Origin of the sequence: Lysinibacillus sp. NPDC095746, assembly GCF_044763535.1 — a bacterium.
Taxonomy (GTDB): Bacteria; Bacillota; Bacilli; order Bacillales_A; family Planococcaceae; genus Lysinibacillus.
On record NZ_JBIWGL010000007.1, the window covers coordinates 58,408 to 77,023 of the forward strand.

17 protein-coding genes are annotated in these 18,616 nt (G+C 35.6%); 10 read left to right on the plus strand and 7 right to left on the minus strand.

Features of this window, described 5'->3' with window-relative positions; translation table 11 throughout:
- Positions 1–71: 71 nt before the first annotated feature.
- A complete protein-coding gene (locus tag ACIQ7N_RS07135) occupies positions 72–1,262 on the minus strand; it encodes a M14 family metallopeptidase (protein ID WP_402931146.1) in 1,191 nt (396 codons plus the stop codon).
- A 585-nt stretch (positions 1,263–1,847) separates the two neighbouring features.
- On the minus strand, positions 1,848–2,849 hold the full coding sequence (locus tag ACIQ7N_RS07140; RefSeq protein ID WP_402931148.1) for an HAAS signaling domain-containing protein: 1,002 nt from the start codon (positions 2,847–2,849) through the stop codon (positions 1,848–1,850).
- 358 nt (positions 2,850–3,207) lie between these two features.
- Between ACIQ7N_RS07140 and ACIQ7N_RS07145 the strand changes: the two genes are divergently transcribed.
- The gene (locus tag ACIQ7N_RS07145; RefSeq protein ID WP_402931149.1) at positions 3,208–3,705 is read left to right on the plus strand and encodes a GNAT family N-acetyltransferase; all 498 of its coding nucleotides are present in this window, start codon (positions 3,208–3,210) and stop codon (positions 3,703–3,705) included.
- 218 nt (positions 3,706–3,923) lie between these two features.
- Positions 3,924–4,463: a sterol carrier protein domain-containing protein gene (locus ACIQ7N_RS07150; RefSeq protein ID WP_402931253.1), complete on the plus strand. Its 540-nt coding sequence runs from the start codon at positions 3,924–3,926 to the stop codon at positions 4,461–4,463.
- A 10-nt stretch (positions 4,464–4,473) separates the two neighbouring features.
- Here ACIQ7N_RS07150 and psiE read toward each other — a convergent pair whose 3' ends face one another.
- Positions 4,474–4,929 carry a phosphate-starvation-inducible protein PsiE gene (gene psiE, locus ACIQ7N_RS07155; protein WP_402931151.1) on the minus strand — a complete coding sequence of 152 codons (456 nt, stop codon included), beginning with the start codon at positions 4,927–4,929 and terminating at the stop codon, positions 4,474–4,476.
- A gap of 174 nt (positions 4,930–5,103) precedes the next feature.
- On the opposite strand from psiE, the gene ACIQ7N_RS07160 reads away from it, so the two are divergent.
- A complete protein-coding gene (locus ACIQ7N_RS07160) occupies positions 5,104–5,325 on the plus strand; it encodes a phosphate-starvation-inducible protein PsiE (protein WP_402931153.1) in 222 nt (73 codons plus the stop codon).
- Positions 5,326–5,480: 155 nt separating this feature from the next.
- Here the strand turns inward: ACIQ7N_RS07160 and guaC are convergent, their stop codons facing one another.
- A complete protein-coding gene (guaC, locus tag ACIQ7N_RS07165) occupies positions 5,481–6,464 on the minus strand; it encodes a GMP reductase (protein ID WP_402931155.1) in 984 nt (327 codons plus the stop codon).
- A gap of 333 nt (positions 6,465–6,797) precedes the next feature.
- On the opposite strand from guaC, the gene ACIQ7N_RS07170 reads away from it, so the two are divergent.
- On the plus strand, positions 6,798–7,217 hold the full coding sequence (locus ACIQ7N_RS07170; RefSeq protein ID WP_402931157.1) for a VOC family protein: 420 nt from the start codon (positions 6,798–6,800) through the stop codon (positions 7,215–7,217).
- Between the two features lie 75 nt (positions 7,218–7,292).
- On the opposite strand, the gene ACIQ7N_RS07175 is transcribed toward ACIQ7N_RS07170, so the two are convergent.
- Complete coding sequence (locus ACIQ7N_RS07175; protein ID WP_402931159.1) at positions 7,293–9,242, minus strand: methyl-accepting chemotaxis protein; 1,950 nt, start codon at positions 9,240–9,242, stop codon at positions 7,293–7,295.
- 299 nt (positions 9,243–9,541) lie between these two features.
- Here ACIQ7N_RS07175 and ACIQ7N_RS07180 point away from each other — a divergent pair, with 299 nt between their 5' ends.
- The gene (locus ACIQ7N_RS07180) at positions 9,542–9,916 is read left to right on the plus strand and encodes a VOC family protein (RefSeq protein WP_132362583.1); all 375 of its coding nucleotides are present in this window, start codon (positions 9,542–9,544) and stop codon (positions 9,914–9,916) included.
- 93 nt (positions 9,917–10,009) lie between these two features.
- Here the strand turns inward: ACIQ7N_RS07180 and ACIQ7N_RS07185 are convergent, their stop codons facing one another.
- Positions 10,010–10,756 (minus strand): hypothetical protein, encoded by a 747-nt coding sequence (locus tag ACIQ7N_RS07185; protein ID WP_402931161.1) that lies wholly within the window; start codon positions 10,754–10,756, stop codon positions 10,010–10,012.
- A 271-nt stretch (positions 10,757–11,027) separates the two neighbouring features.
- Here ACIQ7N_RS07185 and ACIQ7N_RS07190 point away from each other — a divergent pair, with 271 nt between their 5' ends.
- The 5 genes from ACIQ7N_RS07190 (at position 11,028) to ACIQ7N_RS07210 (ending at position 15,419) form a co-directional block, all read left to right on the plus strand.
- Positions 11,028–12,197: an acyl-CoA dehydrogenase family protein gene (locus ACIQ7N_RS07190; protein ID WP_402931163.1), complete on the plus strand. Its 1,170-nt coding sequence runs from the start codon at positions 11,028–11,030 to the stop codon at positions 12,195–12,197.
- A 27-nt stretch (positions 12,198–12,224) separates the two neighbouring features.
- The gene (locus ACIQ7N_RS07195) at positions 12,225–13,094 is read left to right on the plus strand and encodes a transporter substrate-binding domain-containing protein (RefSeq protein WP_248717522.1); all 870 of its coding nucleotides are present in this window, start codon (positions 12,225–12,227) and stop codon (positions 13,092–13,094) included.
- Positions 13,095–13,228: 134 nt separating this feature from the next.
- Positions 13,229–13,936, plus strand: a complete 708-nt coding sequence (locus ACIQ7N_RS07200) for an amino acid ABC transporter permease (protein WP_402931165.1) — start codon at positions 13,229–13,231, stop codon at positions 13,934–13,936.
- 12 nt (positions 13,937–13,948) lie between these two features.
- Positions 13,949–14,650, plus strand: coding sequence for an amino acid ABC transporter permease (locus ACIQ7N_RS07205; RefSeq protein WP_248717520.1), 702 nt, complete (start codon positions 13,949–13,951; stop codon positions 14,648–14,650).
- Between the two features lie 13 nt (positions 14,651–14,663).
- Positions 14,664–15,419, plus strand: a complete 756-nt coding sequence (locus ACIQ7N_RS07210; protein WP_402931169.1) for an amino acid ABC transporter ATP-binding protein — start codon at positions 14,664–14,666, stop codon at positions 15,417–15,419.
- 100 nt (positions 15,420–15,519) lie between these two features.
- Here the strand turns inward: ACIQ7N_RS07210 and helD are convergent, their stop codons facing one another.
- Positions 15,520–17,826, minus strand: a complete 2,307-nt coding sequence (gene helD / locus ACIQ7N_RS07215; RefSeq protein WP_402931171.1) for an RNA polymerase recycling motor HelD — start codon at positions 17,824–17,826, stop codon at positions 15,520–15,522.
- Positions 17,827–18,616: the final 790 nt, after the last annotated feature.

An 18,616-nucleotide genomic window follows, 5' to 3' on the forward strand; every position in this document is an offset into this window, starting at 1 on the left:
TTATTTAGCATTGAATTTTGATGGTTACTTCGACTTTACAAATTGTTTTCACAAATTCTTGGCTCTTTTTATTACATATACAATGCTGCAAGGAATATACCTAATGTTTCTTCATAGATGTCGTCGAATTGACTAAGCGGAAGTGGATTTGTACCACTACCTAATTCAACTGTAAAGCCAGGTCTACGCCAATCCTGAATAAACCAATCTTTATAGCCTGCATAACTGCCAGCTGAATGAATAGGCTCGTAGCCACTGACGCGGCTAAACTCATTAACAAGTATTTCTGACTCTGGTGGTTCGAGATTTTTAAAACCCCAATAAATCACTCTGCCTTGTGTATGAAACGCAAGAACTCTAGCAAAATCGCGTTTCTTTGTTAAGTCAGCCATAGCAATAGCCTCAGGCTCGGACAAAGGTCGTTGTCCGCCAAAATCTCTTGGCCCAGGTATTTTTGGATTTCGCGCACGTTCGAGTTCCCATTCTGCAGGAAACTGATCGTTCAAATCGACACCATTTATATTAGCCTTCCAACCTGAGAAATCGGTGCTATCGTTATTCATCGTAAGAAGCTTATTTCTTAATACTTCGTCATTAGGTGGCCCTTGTAATACTAAATCAACACCATCGGGATTGACCATCGGAACTATAGATAGGATTGTTTGCTGGTAAAGTGGTAATGGAGATAAACCTCGAATTGTACTTTGATTGGTGAGAGAGAGTAGATAGTCGTTAATAAAAGTTAAAATAATCGAAGTCGTAATCCATTCGTTCGCATGAAAGGAGCCGTTATAATGGACACGCTTTGTTCCGTTCCCGATGAGAAGCTCTGGGATTTCATGTTGTAAAACAGAATGTCCAATAGTAGAGCTTTGTAGAAATGGATAAGCATCGACAAGCTTTTTAATATCATTCATCATAATCGTGTAAGTATAATTTTGTTTCCCATTGACGAGCCTCCATGTAATTCGTTGGGGGATGCGGATTGTCTGTCCAATGTGTAATTGATTTGGATTAAGACCGGGGTTGACAAGCAAGATGGCTCCTAATGGCAGATTTCTACTTTGGGCTATTTGCCAAAAACTATCTCCTTGTTTTACTTGATAATTGACTGTAACAAACCCTGGAATTCGAATGCGCTGTCCAACCGTTAAAAATTGAACATTAATATTTCGGTTCGAATCTTTAATTAGTTGAAGAGGTATTTTAAACACTTCACTGAAACGCCAAAGAGAATCCCCTGGTCTTACGTAAATGTCCACAATTATTCTCTCCTTAATTTAAAGTAGTTCAATATAAAATGTATATGAAAAAAATAGGGGACTTATTAACTTTAAATGAGTAGATTTTGTTAAGTATTTGTCGGAAAAGATGTTAATCGGCTTTGTCATATAAGCTACTCCTCCGATACCGCGCGAGCTTGTTTTTATCCCTAGAGCAGTGACAATAATAATATCGTTCATTTAGCTTAATACGTTTACAAGCTTCAATATCGTCGATTTCAGGCATCATATATCTAAGAAAATCAAATCTACTGAATTTCTGTAGGATTTGGTGCATCTAACTATAAATAATTAAAAAGCTCATAGGCAGATGTTAGAGAAACACAGTTATCCTAACCTGCATATTTTCATACTTTTTCTAGATTGACCTGATTGCCACCTACAAGAAGAATGGTCATCATTATGTCCCTTATTTTGTTTGAAGTAGTGCAGATTCTTTATGAATGTATGAACGTTATTATTATACAAAATATTGGAGAATAACGGTATTTTAAGGAGAATGTAGATTATGAATAAGTAAAGAGCTAACAAGAAAGAGTCAGCTCTCGAAACGTATTGTTCTTTTCAAATTCTAGCTTTTTTAAAGCCATTATAAATATCAAATGCATTTGCAATGATGGCAATAGCAATGCTTACGAATAATATTCGGTCTATCGCAAACAAAATCTTAGCAGAGGTCGTTCCCGTAATTGCAGCAATATAAGGTACGGCTGGACTGTGAATAAGATCAGGGTGAATAGCCATCAGGATAAAAACAATGACTCCTGTACATTGAAGAAGTGCATTAGTTACGGCGATTAACATGGTCCATTGACCAGCTTTCAATTTCCATAATGTTAAAGCTACACTTAAAATGATACAACATAAAACGATTGGAGCGAAGGACAGTAAGACATCCTGATTGAATATAGGCATAACAAATTTCAACCCGCCTTTATTGTGAGAAGTATAAATTCCTAACAGGTGATTAGCATTGAAATAGGCAAAGGAGAAAATAGCAATGCCTAAGAAGCTTAAAATATTATCATTAAGTGAAATCGTTTTTTCTTTAGGGATTATTTTAACTTTTGCTAAATTATCCGGTGTCCATTCTTTTTTTATAAGGGGCATTCGAACGTTTTTTCCTTCAGATCGTTCGATGACAATGAAAGCAACTGTAATCCAGAACAGTACGTAGATGATTACTGAAATAATATGAGAGATAGTGATAGAAATAGTTTTAATAATAGCAGTCAGGAGTGCACCTTCTCCGTTATAGAGCACAATACTTTCTATCATCTGTACAATAATTGTAAGTAAAATTGCCCAAGGAATAACTAATTTTATTGTCCTAATATAAGTGTCAAACACTTCTGGACCAATTATAAATCGTGGCGTTTTTTGATAGCTTGCTGCAACTTCTACAGGATTACCGAGTTTTTTAAGAACTTCCTTTATAGCTGATTCTGAGTAATCTTCAGATAACATATCTTCAATAGTAGATTTTAGTTCTAGACGGGTTTTATCACGCTTATCCTTGCTTATCCTTTTAGTTACTTCATGAATATATGCATCAATCAGAGTCACTCTTTCCGTCTCCCTTCAATAATTCAGTCCATTCCTTTTTAGTTAAGTCATATGTGTGCGCAACACATCGTATTTCCGGCACTTTCTGATGCCCTAATCAACGAGCTAACGATAGTAATGTATTTTAGCTACTACCAACTTGCTTGAGAAGCTGAATAAGGGTGCAGCTATAAAACATTGTATGCAAAAACAACAAGCACGAAATGTTCCGCCCCATGCTTCCTTTCTGTAAATAAGGAGCACACCGAGTCTTATTTGTATGTGGTAATATATGTTATTATCGAGGGTTGGAATTCATGTGAAAAAAATTATGAAAAGATCGTGCCTTAAAATAATTTAGTGTAGGAGGGGGATGTATATGAAAGTCGTTGAAAAATTATTGAAGGAAGAGGATTTTATACATTTTGTTGATATTGTCGTGGGTGCTTATCCAGGAAGGATGGGTAGTTTACAACCAACAAAAGAGCAGTTAAAAGCGCTTTTTATGCACAATCAAAACAATGACGCAGCTATTCATTATTATGGGCTATGGGAAGATAACAAACTAATTGGTGGCATGCGACTCCATGATTTTGAAATGAATCTCTTCTCTAAAATGATTCCAATCGGGGGAGTAGGCCTAGTTGCAGTTGATTTACTCCGTAAAAAAGAAAAGGTCGCCAAAGAATTAATCGATCATTTTTTTAAAGTTTTTTTAGAGGAAAATGTTCATTTTGTTGCGTTATATCCGTTTAGACCTGACTTTTATAAAAAAATGGGCTTTGGATACGGACCGAAAATGCATCAATATTCAGTGGAACCATCAAGCTTTCCGAAAGGGGCAACCAAAAAACATCTTACTTTTTTAACAGCTTAGGATCAGCATAAATTAGCCGATTGCTATAGAAGAGTTGCATTAAGAAAGCATGGTATGTTTTTAAAAACAGAATCAGAGCTAGCATCAATTTTTAATAACCCTCAAAACTATATTATCGCTGTTGAAAAGGTAGATTCAATACAAGGTTATAAGGTATTTTCCTTTAATAAGCAAAGTGAACGAATTTTTTACTTAATAATCTAGTCATTAAAGAATGGATCTATGAGACACCTGAGGCTCTATTAGAGTTCAGTACATTTTTAAATAGTCAGATGGATCAAGTGAACCGTATTGAATGGAACACACAGGAAGAAAATATTCACTTCTTTTTAGGAGATATACGTAATGGAACAAATCATTTAATCCCAAGTGTCTATCATGCAAGTGCTGTTTCTGGTGTTGGTTTAATGTATCGCATTATTAATGTTCGCGGTTTTTTTGAGGAGCTTACAACACATAATTTTAATGGTCAAACATTGACATTTAAGTTAACTGTGAACGATTCGTTATTGGCTGAAAATAATCAGCAAATTGATATCGAGGCTATTGATGGTAATATAAAAATTTCTAATAGTACTAACTATGATGTAGAAATGGTGATCGATATCGCAGAGCTTTCTTCTCTTATCATAGGAGTTGTAACAGTACAAGAATTATTGATGCTCAGCAAGGTGAAGATTAGTGATGGACAGTACGTACAGTCATTGCATCATTTCTTCTTTGTCCTTGATAAACCAACTTGCATTACAGCATTTTAGGAAAATAAAGTTATGGTTCTTTTTTTATAAAGAGTGATGAGCGTACAGGCCGTTCCAACGGCGTAATATTAATAATAAAATAGCTTACAATTAATATTAAAATAATAAGTGAATAAATGAAGGTGTTTATGGGATGATCATGTTCCACGATAATTAATCGAATCATGGCTGTAATCCCTATATAAATAAAGTACCTTAGTGGAAAATGATAATTCTCTTTAAAATATTTAATAATCATAGTAATAAATTCAAAATACAAAAAGAAAATAAGAATATTAGCAAGAAAAAGCTTATAGTCGCCATCCTCGTTGTTGAAAATGGAAATTTTAAAAAAATGGATGAGCTCTTTGCTAAGTAAGAAGGATAAAATGAGCGCTAGAAGCACAAGGCAAATATTTAGAAATGATTGTAAAATCTTAGGTAGAGCCTTTGTCAATTGTAAAAAAGTCGAGTCCTTATGGCTCATCGAATTCCTCCAAACTTATAAATTGTTTTACATAAATATAACATTTCATCGTAAATATAATAGTGTGTATTTGTAAAGTTTTGGTATATTTTCATGAAAGAAAGTTTTCAAAATAAATTAGCTGTATGCTAAAATAGATGTGCATGAATATAAAATTTAAAAGGGGTTTTAAAAATGGCTAAAGCAGTAAAAGCAGGAAAAATTACACCAGAGCGTTTAGAAGAAGCATTAAACGTACGTGATCGTCTTATTATCGAGTTACTAGTACAAGTACTTGATGAAAAGCTTGTAATTGAACGTCCAGTATTACGTGAGCGTGTAGCAAACTTTGTAGACCTTTCTGATTATGATGAAGAATTAAAAGAAACGATCCACGCTGTTATTAACAAGCTATAATTTAAAGGGAAATGCTACTCTTAATGGGTAGCATTTTTTCTTTTGCAAGTACGGAAAATGGTAAGCGAAAATGGCTCAGTATTTACCAGGAGAAACGGAACGAACAAAAACCCAAACAAGAATTTATTCCATTCTTGTTTGGGTTCTTCTAGTTTTTAATATACTTTATCTCCATTAAAAATAGAGTTTTTCACAATTACATAATCTACATTTCGAATGGCATCAAGCTTATTGCCGCCTGCATAGGAAATAGATGATTGAAGGTCTTGTTGCATTTCAATTAACGTATCTTTAATGCTACCTTTATGTTCAACAAACATCTTTTTACCTTCAACATTTTTACGTTCGCCTTTTTGGAATTCAGAAGCAGATCCAAAGTATTCCTTCACAGTTTTACCGTCGATTTCGATTGTTTCGCCAGGTGACTCTTCATGGCCTGCAAATAATGATCCAATCATCACCATTGAAGCACCAAAGCGAACCGATTTTGCAATATCACCATGTGTACGAATACCGCCATCAGCAATAATAGGCTTCGTTGCGGCTTTTGCACACCAGCGTAGTGCGGCAAGTTGCCAACCACCTGTACCAAAACCAGTTTTGATTTTCGTAATACATACTTTACCTGGTCCAATACCAACTTTTGTTGCATCTGCACCAGCGTTTTCAAGTTCACGTACCGCTTCAGGTGTACCCACATTACCGGCAATAACAAAGCTATTTGGTAGATGTTTTTTAATATGTTGAATCATACGAATGACAGCATTTGAATGGCCATGTGCAATATCGATTGTAATAAATTCGGGCACTAAATTAGCAGCTGCTAATTCTTCAATAAAAGGATATTCCTCATTTTTTACACCAACACTAATAGATGCGATTAATCCACGATCTTGCATATCTTTAATGAAATTGATACGTGTCTCAGGGTTAAAACGGTGCATAATATAAAAGTAACCGTTTTCAGCAAGCTTCACAGCAAGACTTTCGTCGATAATTGTTTGCATGTTTGCTGGTACAACAGGAAGTTTGAATGTATGACCACCTAAAGTAACAGAAGTATCACATTCTGAGCGACTTTCTACTATACATTTTGCGGGAATTAGCTGAATATCTTCATAGTCAAATACGTTATCCATGATAAACACTCCTAAAATACGAATATTTTTTAAATTTTAATTTAAATTGTTCGTCATTTGGTAATTTACATTATTTTCGAGTAAATGTCAAAGCTTTTATCTAAATAAATAAAAAAATAGCAGGAAAAAACAGGAATTAACCGAAATATAAAGATATACTATTTTTTGTTATAGCTGGACAAGCGTAATGTTTCAAAAGAAAGTCTTAGCAAAAATCTTAGAATATTTGTAGGAAAGTAAGATTGTTGATTGGTTTTATCTAAAATTTGTATTACTATTTGCTATCCATGTAAAATAGAATTGTTTCAAAAAATGACAAAGGGAGTGTTGGAAATGGCAGTAGAAGTCTATTTAATTTTTAATGGAAATTGTCGAGAGGCTGTATCTTTTTATGAGAAAGTTTTTAATGCAAACAAGCCTGAAATTATGACATTTGGAGATTCACCTCAAAATCCAAATTATCCATTACCAGAGGAAGCAAAAGATCTTGTGATGCATACGCGACTTTCGATTTTTGGTAGTACAGTAATGTTCTCAGATACATTCCCGGGGAGTCCATTTACGACTGGAAACAATGTTACATTAGCCGTTGTTTCAGACGATGAGACACAGATGCGAAAAGCTTTTGACGGTCTTAAAGAGGGTGGCAAGGTTAAAATGGAGCTACAAGAAACGTTTTGGAGTAAATGTTATGGCTCCCTTACTGATAAATTCGGTATTGAATGGCAATTTAGTTATGAGGAAAATAAATAAAGAGCAATAAGTAATTGCTAAAAAGTTGAAAAGCACGATGTTTGGAAAATCTCCATTAACATCGTGCTTTTCTTATTAGTATTTAAAACGGTTTACATAGCTTTGTAATTCATCAGCCATGTCGAGAAGTGCTTTTGAGGCTGCAGCCATTTCCTGCATCGAGGACAACGTTTGTTCAGTTGAAGCGGCAACTTCCTCTGACGCTGCTGTATTTAATTTTGCATGATCTGTTAGCTCGATAGCAGTTGCAGAAACTTCTTCGACTACTGCTGACATCTCTTGAGCGGCTGCAGATATATCCTCCATTTTCGGAGCAATATCGTGTAGACTCTTAATAATGTTGGTGAATTTTTTACTTGTATCTTCTGTTAGCTGTAAACCATCCTGGACATCCGCTGAAGCCTTAATCATCGTTTGAACAGATTTAGCCGTGTCTTGCTGAATGCCTGTAATGAGGGCAGAAATTTGCTCGGCTGATTGAAGAGATTGCTCTGCTAACTTGCGCACTTCATCGGCAACTACTGCAAAGCCTCTCCCATGCTCTCCAGCTCGTGCTGCCTCAATAGCAGCATTAAGTGCAAGCAGATTTGTTTGATCTGAAATAGCACTAATAATTTCTAAAATAGACCCGATTTCTTTTGTTCGATCATAGAGTGATTTAATCATTGTATCTGATTGTGCCACAGATTCATGAATAGAAATCATTTGATTCACAGTTTGATCTACCGCTTGTCCGCCTTCTTCGGCCAATTTTATAGCATGGCTAGATAAATCTGAAACCTGCATAGAGCTATCGGCGACCTCAACGACTCCTTTTGCGATTTCTTCAATAGAAACAGCATTCTGGTCAATACCTGTTGTTTGTTTTTCTGTATTAATAGCAACCTGTTGCATAGCTTTTGTAACTTGCTCTGAAGCAGCAATATTTTGTTCGGCATTCGCAGATAATCCATGCGCCGAAGTCTGTACTTGTTGGGAGCTTTGATCGACGTTGCGAATAAGTTTTTTTAAGCTAACCTTCATTGCGATAAAGGCTTCCCCTAGCTGTCCAACCTCATCTTTGGAATGAATGTCAATAAACTCTGTTAAATCGCCCTCACTAATTTTTATAGCGCTTTGTCTAAGTCGATTGATCGGATTAACGATCGATTTTATCATGAATAGCATAAAAATAATGCCAATAATAATAGAAATAGCGATGATTATTAAGTTGATATTAAAGGTCGAAGCTGCGGCTTCTGCAGCCTCGGCTGTAAACATTGTCCCAACAACTTTCCAACCTGTTAGCTTATTTGTAACAAATTGTAGCTGACGATCTTTTTCTATTATGTTACCACTATCTTGTTCATAGATTTTAGTAATATAGCTTTCTGTTGCTTCAGAACCACTTTCTTTATCTGGTTGGGCAATATAAATTTTATTGCTATCTAAAAGTGAAGCAAAGCCAGTCTCCCCAATGCGGATATCATTCGTAATGGTACTTAGTGTAGAAATATTTAAATCTAACCCTATTACTCCTGAGCCATCTGGTAAAGCTTGAGTAATCGTAAGAACGATATCACCTGTTGACTGTGTAATGTATGGCGCTGTTATAGACACTTGGTTTTTGTTATCTAAAGCTTGTTTATACCAAGGTCTCGTACGAGGATCAAACCCACTAGGGTATTTTTGTGCAGGCTCATCTAGTAGTCTGCCATCAGAGGTTCCAATATAAAGCAGCTCTACCTCTGGATGCATGTTAACATATTCGTGAAAAAGAGATTTAAGCTCTGAAATTTTACCTTCTTGTAAATAAGATTGATTGAGCTTTTTTGAAAAATATTGAACGTCCTTCACTCTTGGCTCAATCGTGTTGGTAATATTCGTGTCAAGCATGCGCACACTTTCGGTTGCGCTTGCTTGTTGTTCTTCTGAAATTTGCTTTCCAGCACTTTGGTAAGACACAATTCCGATTAACAGTGTTGGGATGATAAGCATTGCTAAAAATGAAAAAATGAGCTTTTTTCTTAAACTTAGTTGTTTCACTTGAATTATCCTCACTATAATATTGTATTTTAAAACTTACATAATATCGCCCTTCGTGACCAACCTCCTACTATCCTAAGAGGTATATCGGATAATTGACACCCTACGCTATGGTGAAAAGTATATACTTTACCGATTAAGGCAAATAATAGACGACTAGGCTCATTTTATCAAAAATAAAATAAAAGTTAAGTATTTTGTTATAACTGTTCATTAATATTTTGAAACGATAACCATTAGAGGACATATAAAGCTACTTTTTGATATATACTAATGCCAAAAGAGGAGGGAATTATTTCATGATTCGACAAATAGGACAAGTGATGTTATATGTAAATGATCAGGAGACTGCCGTGAAATTTTGGACAGAAAAAGTTGGATTTGTTGTGGTTGCTGACCAAGAAGAGGGAGGAGTACGTTGGATTGAAATTTCTCCAACTAAAGAAGCTCAAACTACCATTGTCCTACACAATAAAGAAATCATTGCGAAAATGCAGCCTGAATTAAATTTAGGAACACCTTCTATTATGTTTTATGCCGATGATATAGTAGATCTATATCAGGATTTTCAAGCGAAGGGCGTTAAAGTAGGAGATTTAGTAATGATGCCAACGGGTAGGGTTTTTAATTTTGCTGATCACGAAAATAATTATTTTGCATTAGTGGAAAAATAAACATCGTTAATAAGTTTGAATCTGTCCAATTTCGATTATTCGGTGCAAAATTGGACAGATTTTTGCTATTTTTCCTATTTAAGTGCACGCAATTTATTTTATATCTTCTCCAAAAATCCCTACAGTTTGGCGATCAACGGTAAATTCATGGCCATCCCATTTTAAAATATTTTCTACATAACCTAATCCATCGGCATGAAATCGGCCTGCTATAGACTGATAAGCTAATAGCTCATAAATTCCATCACGTTCATAGTCCACTGGATACAATCCACTCATTGGATCTACCCATCCTTCAATAGGCTGCTTTAGTGTACCGTCTTGATGATAAATTTCAGCCAAATAATCCGGACCCTTGTATTGTATGTCGATGATATATTGCTTGTGGGGATTCATACTACGAACGGTTACTTTATATTGATTTTGATAATTAACGCTGTACTTTAGCTTATTATTAAAAGAAATTGCATCAAAAATTGAGCGTATGTTGCCGTTTATGGAGGCAAATATTTCACCGTTGATAATGCCTCCACTACCACCTGTATCAGAAATAGCTAGAATATCTTCTAGATGATTGCCTGTAAAGTCACCTAAAAATATAGTTGGGTTATAGCCAACGCTTTGTTTTAGCATTATTTTTTCGAATTGATGCGTCTGTCCGTAAAAAATAGCGAGCGTTAGGTCTTTCCACAAAGGGCTATCTGGAGTTTTAGTCCCCATCAAAAGAACAGTTTCAAGTAAGCCATCCCCATTAATATCTCCAAATTTCGTCTGAATAACCTGAGGGGCCATAGTTGAAATAGGCATATTATTCAAGGATGGATTCATATTATTAGTCATATATGCACCTCTTTCTTTAGTTGTAGCATATGTTGTAAACATAGCTTGGTGAAAAAAGAAGACGTATTCATAATGTGTATAAAACTTATAAAAAAACTTGTCATTAACCCATTGACATTTTTAAATGTGAAAAGTATTATAAATGTCAACGAATCAGAAAATTCAGTACCACTCATCCTCTCGCTACGAATACGTAGTTAGAGATTTTTTTACAACATTAATTCTTAGTAAATATATATGTTTTATACATTTTGGGAAGAAGGAGATTTTCTTGAAGAATTTATTTATTAAAACAAAGCAACAACGGTATTGGCTTGATCAGCTAGCATCTATTTCTGAGTCAATCAAGGCTGAGGCTAAAGAAGTAGATGAACAATCTCGTTTTCCATTCGAAGCACATAAACTGCTTCTGCAAATTGGTTATCCCAAACTAACATTACCGAAAGAATATGGCGGTGAAGGATTATCAGTTTATGATATGGTACTCATTCAAGAAACGTTAGCAAGCTATGATGAGAATGCTTCACTCTCGCTAGGTTGGACATTAGGCGTGGTAGGTGAACTATATGAGAAAAAGCTTTGGTCGGACGATTTACTAAGTTCATTTGCTCAGGAAATAAAGAACGGTGCCATTATAAATAGAGCTGCAAGTGAAGCGGCGACTGGGAGTCCAACACGTGGAGGGCGACCAGGAACAAATGCTGTTTCAAGAGAGGGAGGGTGGCTCTTAAACGGACGTAAAATATTTACGACAGCCTCTCCGGTGCTAGATTATTTCTTAACATCAGCGTGGATTGAGGAAAAAAATAAAATTGGTTTTTTCCTTATTCATAAAGATGCTCAAGGACTTTCAATTGAAGAAAACTGGGAAATGTCTGCGATGCGAGGCACAAGTAGCCATGACCTAGTTTTAAAGGATGTAATTGTCCCTGCAAATCATTTAGTAGAGTTACCGAATCATCCAAGCGGTGGCAAGATAAATGGTTGGATTCTACATATCCCAGCAACATACTTAGGTATTGCGCAAGCAGCCCGTGATTATGCGCTGCATTTTGCAAATCATCATCAACCTAATAGCTTGAATGCTCCGATTAGTACATTACCAAATGTGCAGCAGCTTCTAGGTGATATTGAATTGAAGCTATATCAAGCACGCTTTGTACTGTATGGAGTTGCCGACGCTTATGATGACCCGGCTAGACGTGAACTTTTAGCAAATGAAATGGCGGTTGCTAAGCATACAGTAACCAATTTGGCGATTGAAATCGTCGATAAGGCAATGCGTGTGGTAGGTGCGAAAAGCTTACATTTAACTAATCCATTACAGCGCTATTATCGAAATGTTCGTGCAGGACTTCATAATCCACCGATGGATGATATGACAATTTTTAAATTGGCAAATGTCGCAATTGAACAGCAAAAATCGCATGAAAATCAATGATAAAAACTATATAAGGGGACATGATATATGTTTAAACATAAGAAAAAGATTTTTCAATTGGCAGCAATCGGGTTGGCTTCACTTGCTATTTTAGCCGGCTGTAATTCAGGTGAAGCTTCTGATAAAGATTCAGAAGATGGTGCGAAAGTACGTACAGTGAAGGTTGCATTTGACCAGGCGTCAAAGCCCATTAGTTATTTAGATGATAAAGGAAATCCAACAGGCTACGATGTGGAAGTCATGAAGCTGGTGGATGAAATGTTACCTGATTATAAGTTTGAATATGTAGGCACGACTAGTGATGATTTACTAATTGGCGTTGAGCAAGGGAAATATCAAGTAGGCGTAAAAAATGCCTTCTTTACGCAAGAACGGACGGAGAAGTTTATTTTTCCTAAAGAATTTTTAGGTTTAAGTAGTGCGGGTTTAGTATTACGTAAAGAAGATGAAGGGATAAAAACTTTAGCCGACTTTGCAAAAAAGGATTATTCATTAGCACCAATTGCTGCGAATAATGCTCAATACACAATTATTGATGAATATAATAAAGCAAACCCAGACAATAAAGTGAAATTACAGGCTGGTGATGCGTTCACTGTCGATATCGTGCAATGGGTAAATGAAAAACGTGTCGATGGTGGTGTCATGATTGAAGGTCCATTTAAACAACAAGTTTTAGCAGAAGATGGCCCATATCATAATTTAAAGGATGACGTAGTTTACAACGAATTTGCCGTTATTAAAACATGGCCATTGTTCAATAAAAAGGAACAAGAATTTGCAGATGCTTACGATAAAGCTATAGCAAAAATTAAAGAGCAAAAGAAAACAAATGAATTAAGCACTAAGTTTTACGGTCGAGATTTATTTGAAGTGTTAGATTCTGTGAAGCGCTAATAAGCGGTAGCTGATCAAAGAAGACTCCTCTTTAGAAGAGAAAGTGCTAGCAGCTACTACTAAAAGAAAGGCTGTTGAGTCAGTATACTCAGCAGTCTTTATTAATACTTATTTAAATAAAAGTTGGTGAGGAAATGGAGAAGTATTTTGATGCATCATACATTTGGAACTCAATTCCTGTATTATTGCCTTTTTTAAAGGTAACTTTCTTAGTCGCAGGTTCTTCCATTGTACTAGGCACAATATTTGGCTTACTATTAGCAGCTGCTAAGTTAAGTTCAATAAAATTGCTACGAAAATTAGCGAACTTATATACAACGATTATGCGTTGTACACCATCTATCGTGTTATTATTCCTTGTATATTATGGTGTCCCAGCGTTAGCGGAAAACTTCGGCGTTAATCTCCATTCAATCGAAACAGCCATTTTCGTCGTGGTAACGTTCACTTTACAGTTTGCGGCGATTATGTCGGAAGTTATTCGTTCTGCTTATTTAGCGATTAATAAAGGGCAATATGAAGCGGCTGTTAGTGTGGGATTAACGCCATTTCAGGCCTATCGACGTATTATTTTCCCACAGGCACTCGTTATCGCCTTACCGAACTTTGGGAATGGAATGATTGCCTTATTACAAGAAGGGGCGCTCGCTTATACAATCGGCTTAATTGATATTGTCGGAAAGGCAAATTTAATTATTGCAAGTAATATTAATGCGCATGCATTAGAAATATATATTGCTTTAGCGATTGTTTATTGGGTGCTGTCGATTATTATAGAAAAATTCTTCGCTATGCTAGAAAAGTTCTTTGGTAAAGGGAAAAAGACATTAGAAACAACGTAAGGAGGCGAAATCATGAATTATCAATTTTTAGTTGAAACATTTTTTGTTGCATTATCAGGTGTACCTATCGCACTCCTTGTGACAATTGTTGCTATGCTTATTGCTCTACCACTTGGCTTTCTACTAGCACTAACACGAATCAATAAAATTCCAGTGCTCCATCATATAGCGAAAATTTATGTCTCCTTTGTCCGAGGTACACCTATAATCATTCAAATTTTTATTATTTATAGTAGTATTCCATTATTACTTAAAATGATTTTTGAGAAATATAATATTGTCTACGATATTTATAAAATCAATCCGATTTGGTATGCATTTATCGTCTTCGCATTTAGTACAACAGCAATATTAATTGAGGTATTTCGTTCAGCTTTAAGTACGATTGAAAAAGGACAGCTAGAGGCTGCTCATGCAGTAGGCTTAACAACATTTCAAGCCTATCGCCGTATTATTATTCCACAGGCTTTAGTAGTAGCTATGCCGAATATTTGTACGGCTACAGTCAATCTCATTAAAGCGACGTCTTTAGGCTATGCAATGTCTTTACCTGAAATTACATTAAAGGCTAAGGTAGCTGCTAATGTTGGCTACAATTACGTAGAAGCATATATTGATATTTTCATTGTGTACTTAATTTTATGTAGTACGGTTGAATACATTTTTAAACGCTATGAAAGACATTTAAGTAAATTTAAAGTGGCAAAAGCTTAAGGGGTGAACGTGTATGTTAGAAATTAAAAATATTCATAAATCATTTGGTGACAATGAAATTTTAAAAGGTGTCGATTTAGCCATTGATAAGGGTGATGTTGTTGTTATTTTAGGCCCAAGTGGCTCAGGAAAAACAACATTATTGCGTTGCATTAACTTTTTAGAGAAGGCTGACCAAGGACATGCGACATTTGGCGATATCCAAGTAGATTTTCAAAATGTGAAGAAGAAGGATGTACATTCGATCCGTCAGCGTGTAGCCTTTGTATTCCAGAACTACAATCTTTTTACGAACAAAACGGCGCTAGAAAATGTTACAGAAGGGCTTATTATAGGACGCAAAATGCCGAAGGCAGAAGCGACTGAAATTGGCAAAAAGGCGCTTGATAAAGTAGGCTTATCGGAAAAATATGATGCCTATCCAAGTCAATTGTCAGGAGGTCAGCAGCAGCGTGTCGGTATCGCACGAGCAGTAGCATTAAATCCTGATATTATTTTATTTGATGAACCGACTTCTGCACTTGACCCAGAGCTAGTAGGAGAAGTCCTTCAGGTGATGAAGAACATTGCAGCAGAAGGAACAACAATGCTTGTGGTCACACATGAAATGGGCTTTGCGAAAGACGTAGCCAATCGGGTGATTTTTATGGACGGTGGTGTCGTTGTAGAGGAAGGAAATCCTCATGATATATTTGTTAATCCGAAAGAGGAACGCACGAAGAAATTCTTAAAACGTGTTATTCCAGAGGATTACACGTACTACATTTAACTTCTTTTGGCTGATAGGGGCATAATTGATAGATGAAGAGAAGCTGCAAGTGTTCCATGGAGTGTCTATGGAAACATGCAGCGTCTCTTCTTTTTTGACATTAAAGCTTTAAAAAATGTGTTAATACATTAATGGAATAGATATGCAATTCGTGCATAGCTCGTGTACAAGCTGTGTAAAAATAATTACGTTCTGTTTCCCTAGAATAATTAGCCGAAGAGGCATTGTATATCAAGACAGCATCGAATTCAATTCCTTTTGCCATATAAGCAGGTAACAGTAAAATGCCTTTTTTAAATTGTTTTGTATCATGGGTAATGAGTTGAATATCTACTTGGTCTTTCATTTTATTAAAAACCATCGTACACTCTTGCTCTGTTTTACAGATGATTGCAATTGTTTCGAAATTTAGGGACAAGTTGTTAATCTTTTCGACAAGCTGCTCAATTAACTGTATTTCATTCGACACAATCGTGATAGTTGGTTCGGGACCAGTTCTATTAAAGGCTTCTACTTTTGCGTCCTCGTGTAAAATCTTCGAAGTAAGGTGAATAATTTGTTTTGTTGAGCGATAACTTTTCGTTAATATCATTTTTTCTGCTTGTTCACCATATAATTGTGGTGTCAGCAATGAAGGATTTTTAAAGGTATGAGGATGGATGGTTTGATGCCCATCACCCAATATAGTCATACGTGCACGTGGGAATAATTGTTGTAAGACAAATAGCTGAAATGGAGAATAGTCTTGTGCTTCATCAATTAAAACATGACGAATCATCGTATTTGTTCGTTGACCTTCTATTTTGTCCTGTAAATATAGAAATGGAGCGGCATCTTCATACGAAATAATACGCTTTGCTAAGTTAGGGAGTGTATGCTGACAAATTTCTTCCCAATGGTCAGGTAAAAGGTGCTGCAATTGTCGATGAATAGATTGGTTCATTTCAAACAATTGACGATAAATGCCTAACATATGAACGAACTTCAATTGTTTCACAGATTGACGAAGAGGCTTGAACTGCTTTTTGACAATTTGGCTAGCTATTTTCTTGCGCTCTTGCTCGAAATCATCAAAAGAGTTTTCTGAAAACCGACCTTCATGCAAAAGCTCGCTATAAGCCTTTGTATACTCTTCAATGTCTAAAAGGTCACTGGCTTCTTCTACCCATTCTTTTGTCCGTTCTGCCTTTTCAATTTTCGATAATTGTTGTAATAACCATTCTTTCACTAACTGCAGTCGATTTGGGATGGGCATTGAGGCATTGAATGAATAAAAGTATTCCGCAATTTCTTGAGCGGTAATAATTCTTTCTCCGCGAAAAACAATATTTTTAAATAGCAAACCTTCATTTGCAAGGTGCTCAATATATGTGTCCAGCAATTCTCGATAGTGAAGGCTAGCTTTAAAAGAAATAATCATAAGTCTCGTTTGGTAGAGTGAATCATCTTCCTCTGTTAAAAGTGACTCCAATTGTTCATAAGGATATTCTAATTGGAACTGTCGACCTAAACGTTTTGTTGCATATTCGGAGAAGGTTAATTGCTGCATATTGTCTTCACCTAAATCCGGTAAAACGGTATGAACATATTGATTAAAAAGCTGATTAGGTGTAATTAATAAAATTTGATCAGCAGTAAATTGATCTCGATAATGATACAACAAATAAGCAACACGTTGGAGAGCGACTGCCGTTTTTCCACTACCTGCGACACCCTCTACGATTAGATAAGGTGTGTTGACATGTCGAATAATTTTATTTTGCTCGGCTTGAATCGTTGCTACGATGCTACGGATATGTTCGTTTGCATTTTGAGCGAGAATATCGAGTAATAAATCATCACCAATCGTTAAACCTGTATTAAACATCGATTGTAATTGTCCATTTTTAATGATAAATTGCCGTTTTAAAAGTATCTCACCATGAATTTCTTCAGTCACTGATTCATAAGTAGCTGGGCCAGGCGTGAAATCATAATACATACTTGATATAGGGGCTCGCCAATCATAAATTAATATGTTTTCATTCTCTTCATCCATTAAGGTTGCGACACCGATATAAATCTTAAAAGGTTCATTATGACTTTCCTGTAAAAAATCAATGCGAGCAAAATAGGGTGATTGCTGCAAACGGTCATATATTTTTACATCTTTGATGACACGTTGCTGAGCATGCTGGGAATCTGATAAGAGCTCTGCCTGTTGTTTAATAGCATAATAGGTCTCGTCTATATCCTCCGGAGTATCTAAGTTCACTCTGACGTCGTCCCAAAAGGTTTTCTTTAATGTTAAAACATTGTCTCTAACATCCTTTTCCTTTTGCAGTAACTCCTCCTTTTTGTGACCAACTGTGTGTAAACAAAGAACAAGATACTGTTTTTCTTCTGTCCATTCATATTGTTTTTCCAATGTTACTCACATTCCTCTCCATAAAATTATTTGCATGGTTTTTGATGCGGGAAATTTATCATACAGCTAGTTCAGAAAGAAGTATAGTCTAGTAATATTGGCAAATTTATGCTATAATTAAAGTGTAAAAGAAAATCAAATATTTATCGAAAAACTGTTCCTGAAAATTGGGAGCAGTCTTTTTTTAGCCTAATTCCCAGTTTAGTTAAATTATACAATTATAGTAGGCTATAGAACTTTATTGTATCAATATATCTATAAGTTGATCTGCGTTCCTAGGTCTCGTCTGCGACGCCGATCCCTGAAGAGTCGCCCTCAAATCGACTTATATTCATAGTATTGTTTGAACAAATGTCACAACCAACTTAAATCATTTTAACCCTCTGAAATTAATCTCTATACTTTAATTTTTGATAATGAAGGAAGAATGTTTTTATACATGATATAGACACTTGAAAGGAAGCTAAGAAATGACGGGAAAACGCTTATTCTTTCAAGTGATGCTATGCGTTAAAAGGTATTTTGGGACGCCGCTAGGTAGAAATTTCGAATGGTATCCCGTATTTTGTGCGAGTATCTAAATGTGACTTTAAGATCAATTTGTTATTGACGATTCGAAAAATATTGAATGGAGCGCAAGGTATTTGAGATAGGTAAAAATGCCTGCATATTCTAATGTCGTTTAATATTATTTTGATATATCAAATCCGCGGTGTGTATCAAAATAATAATAAAAAAAGAGGTGGATTCCGAAATTAATAATGGAGAAAATGAGAGGAGTATCTGATAT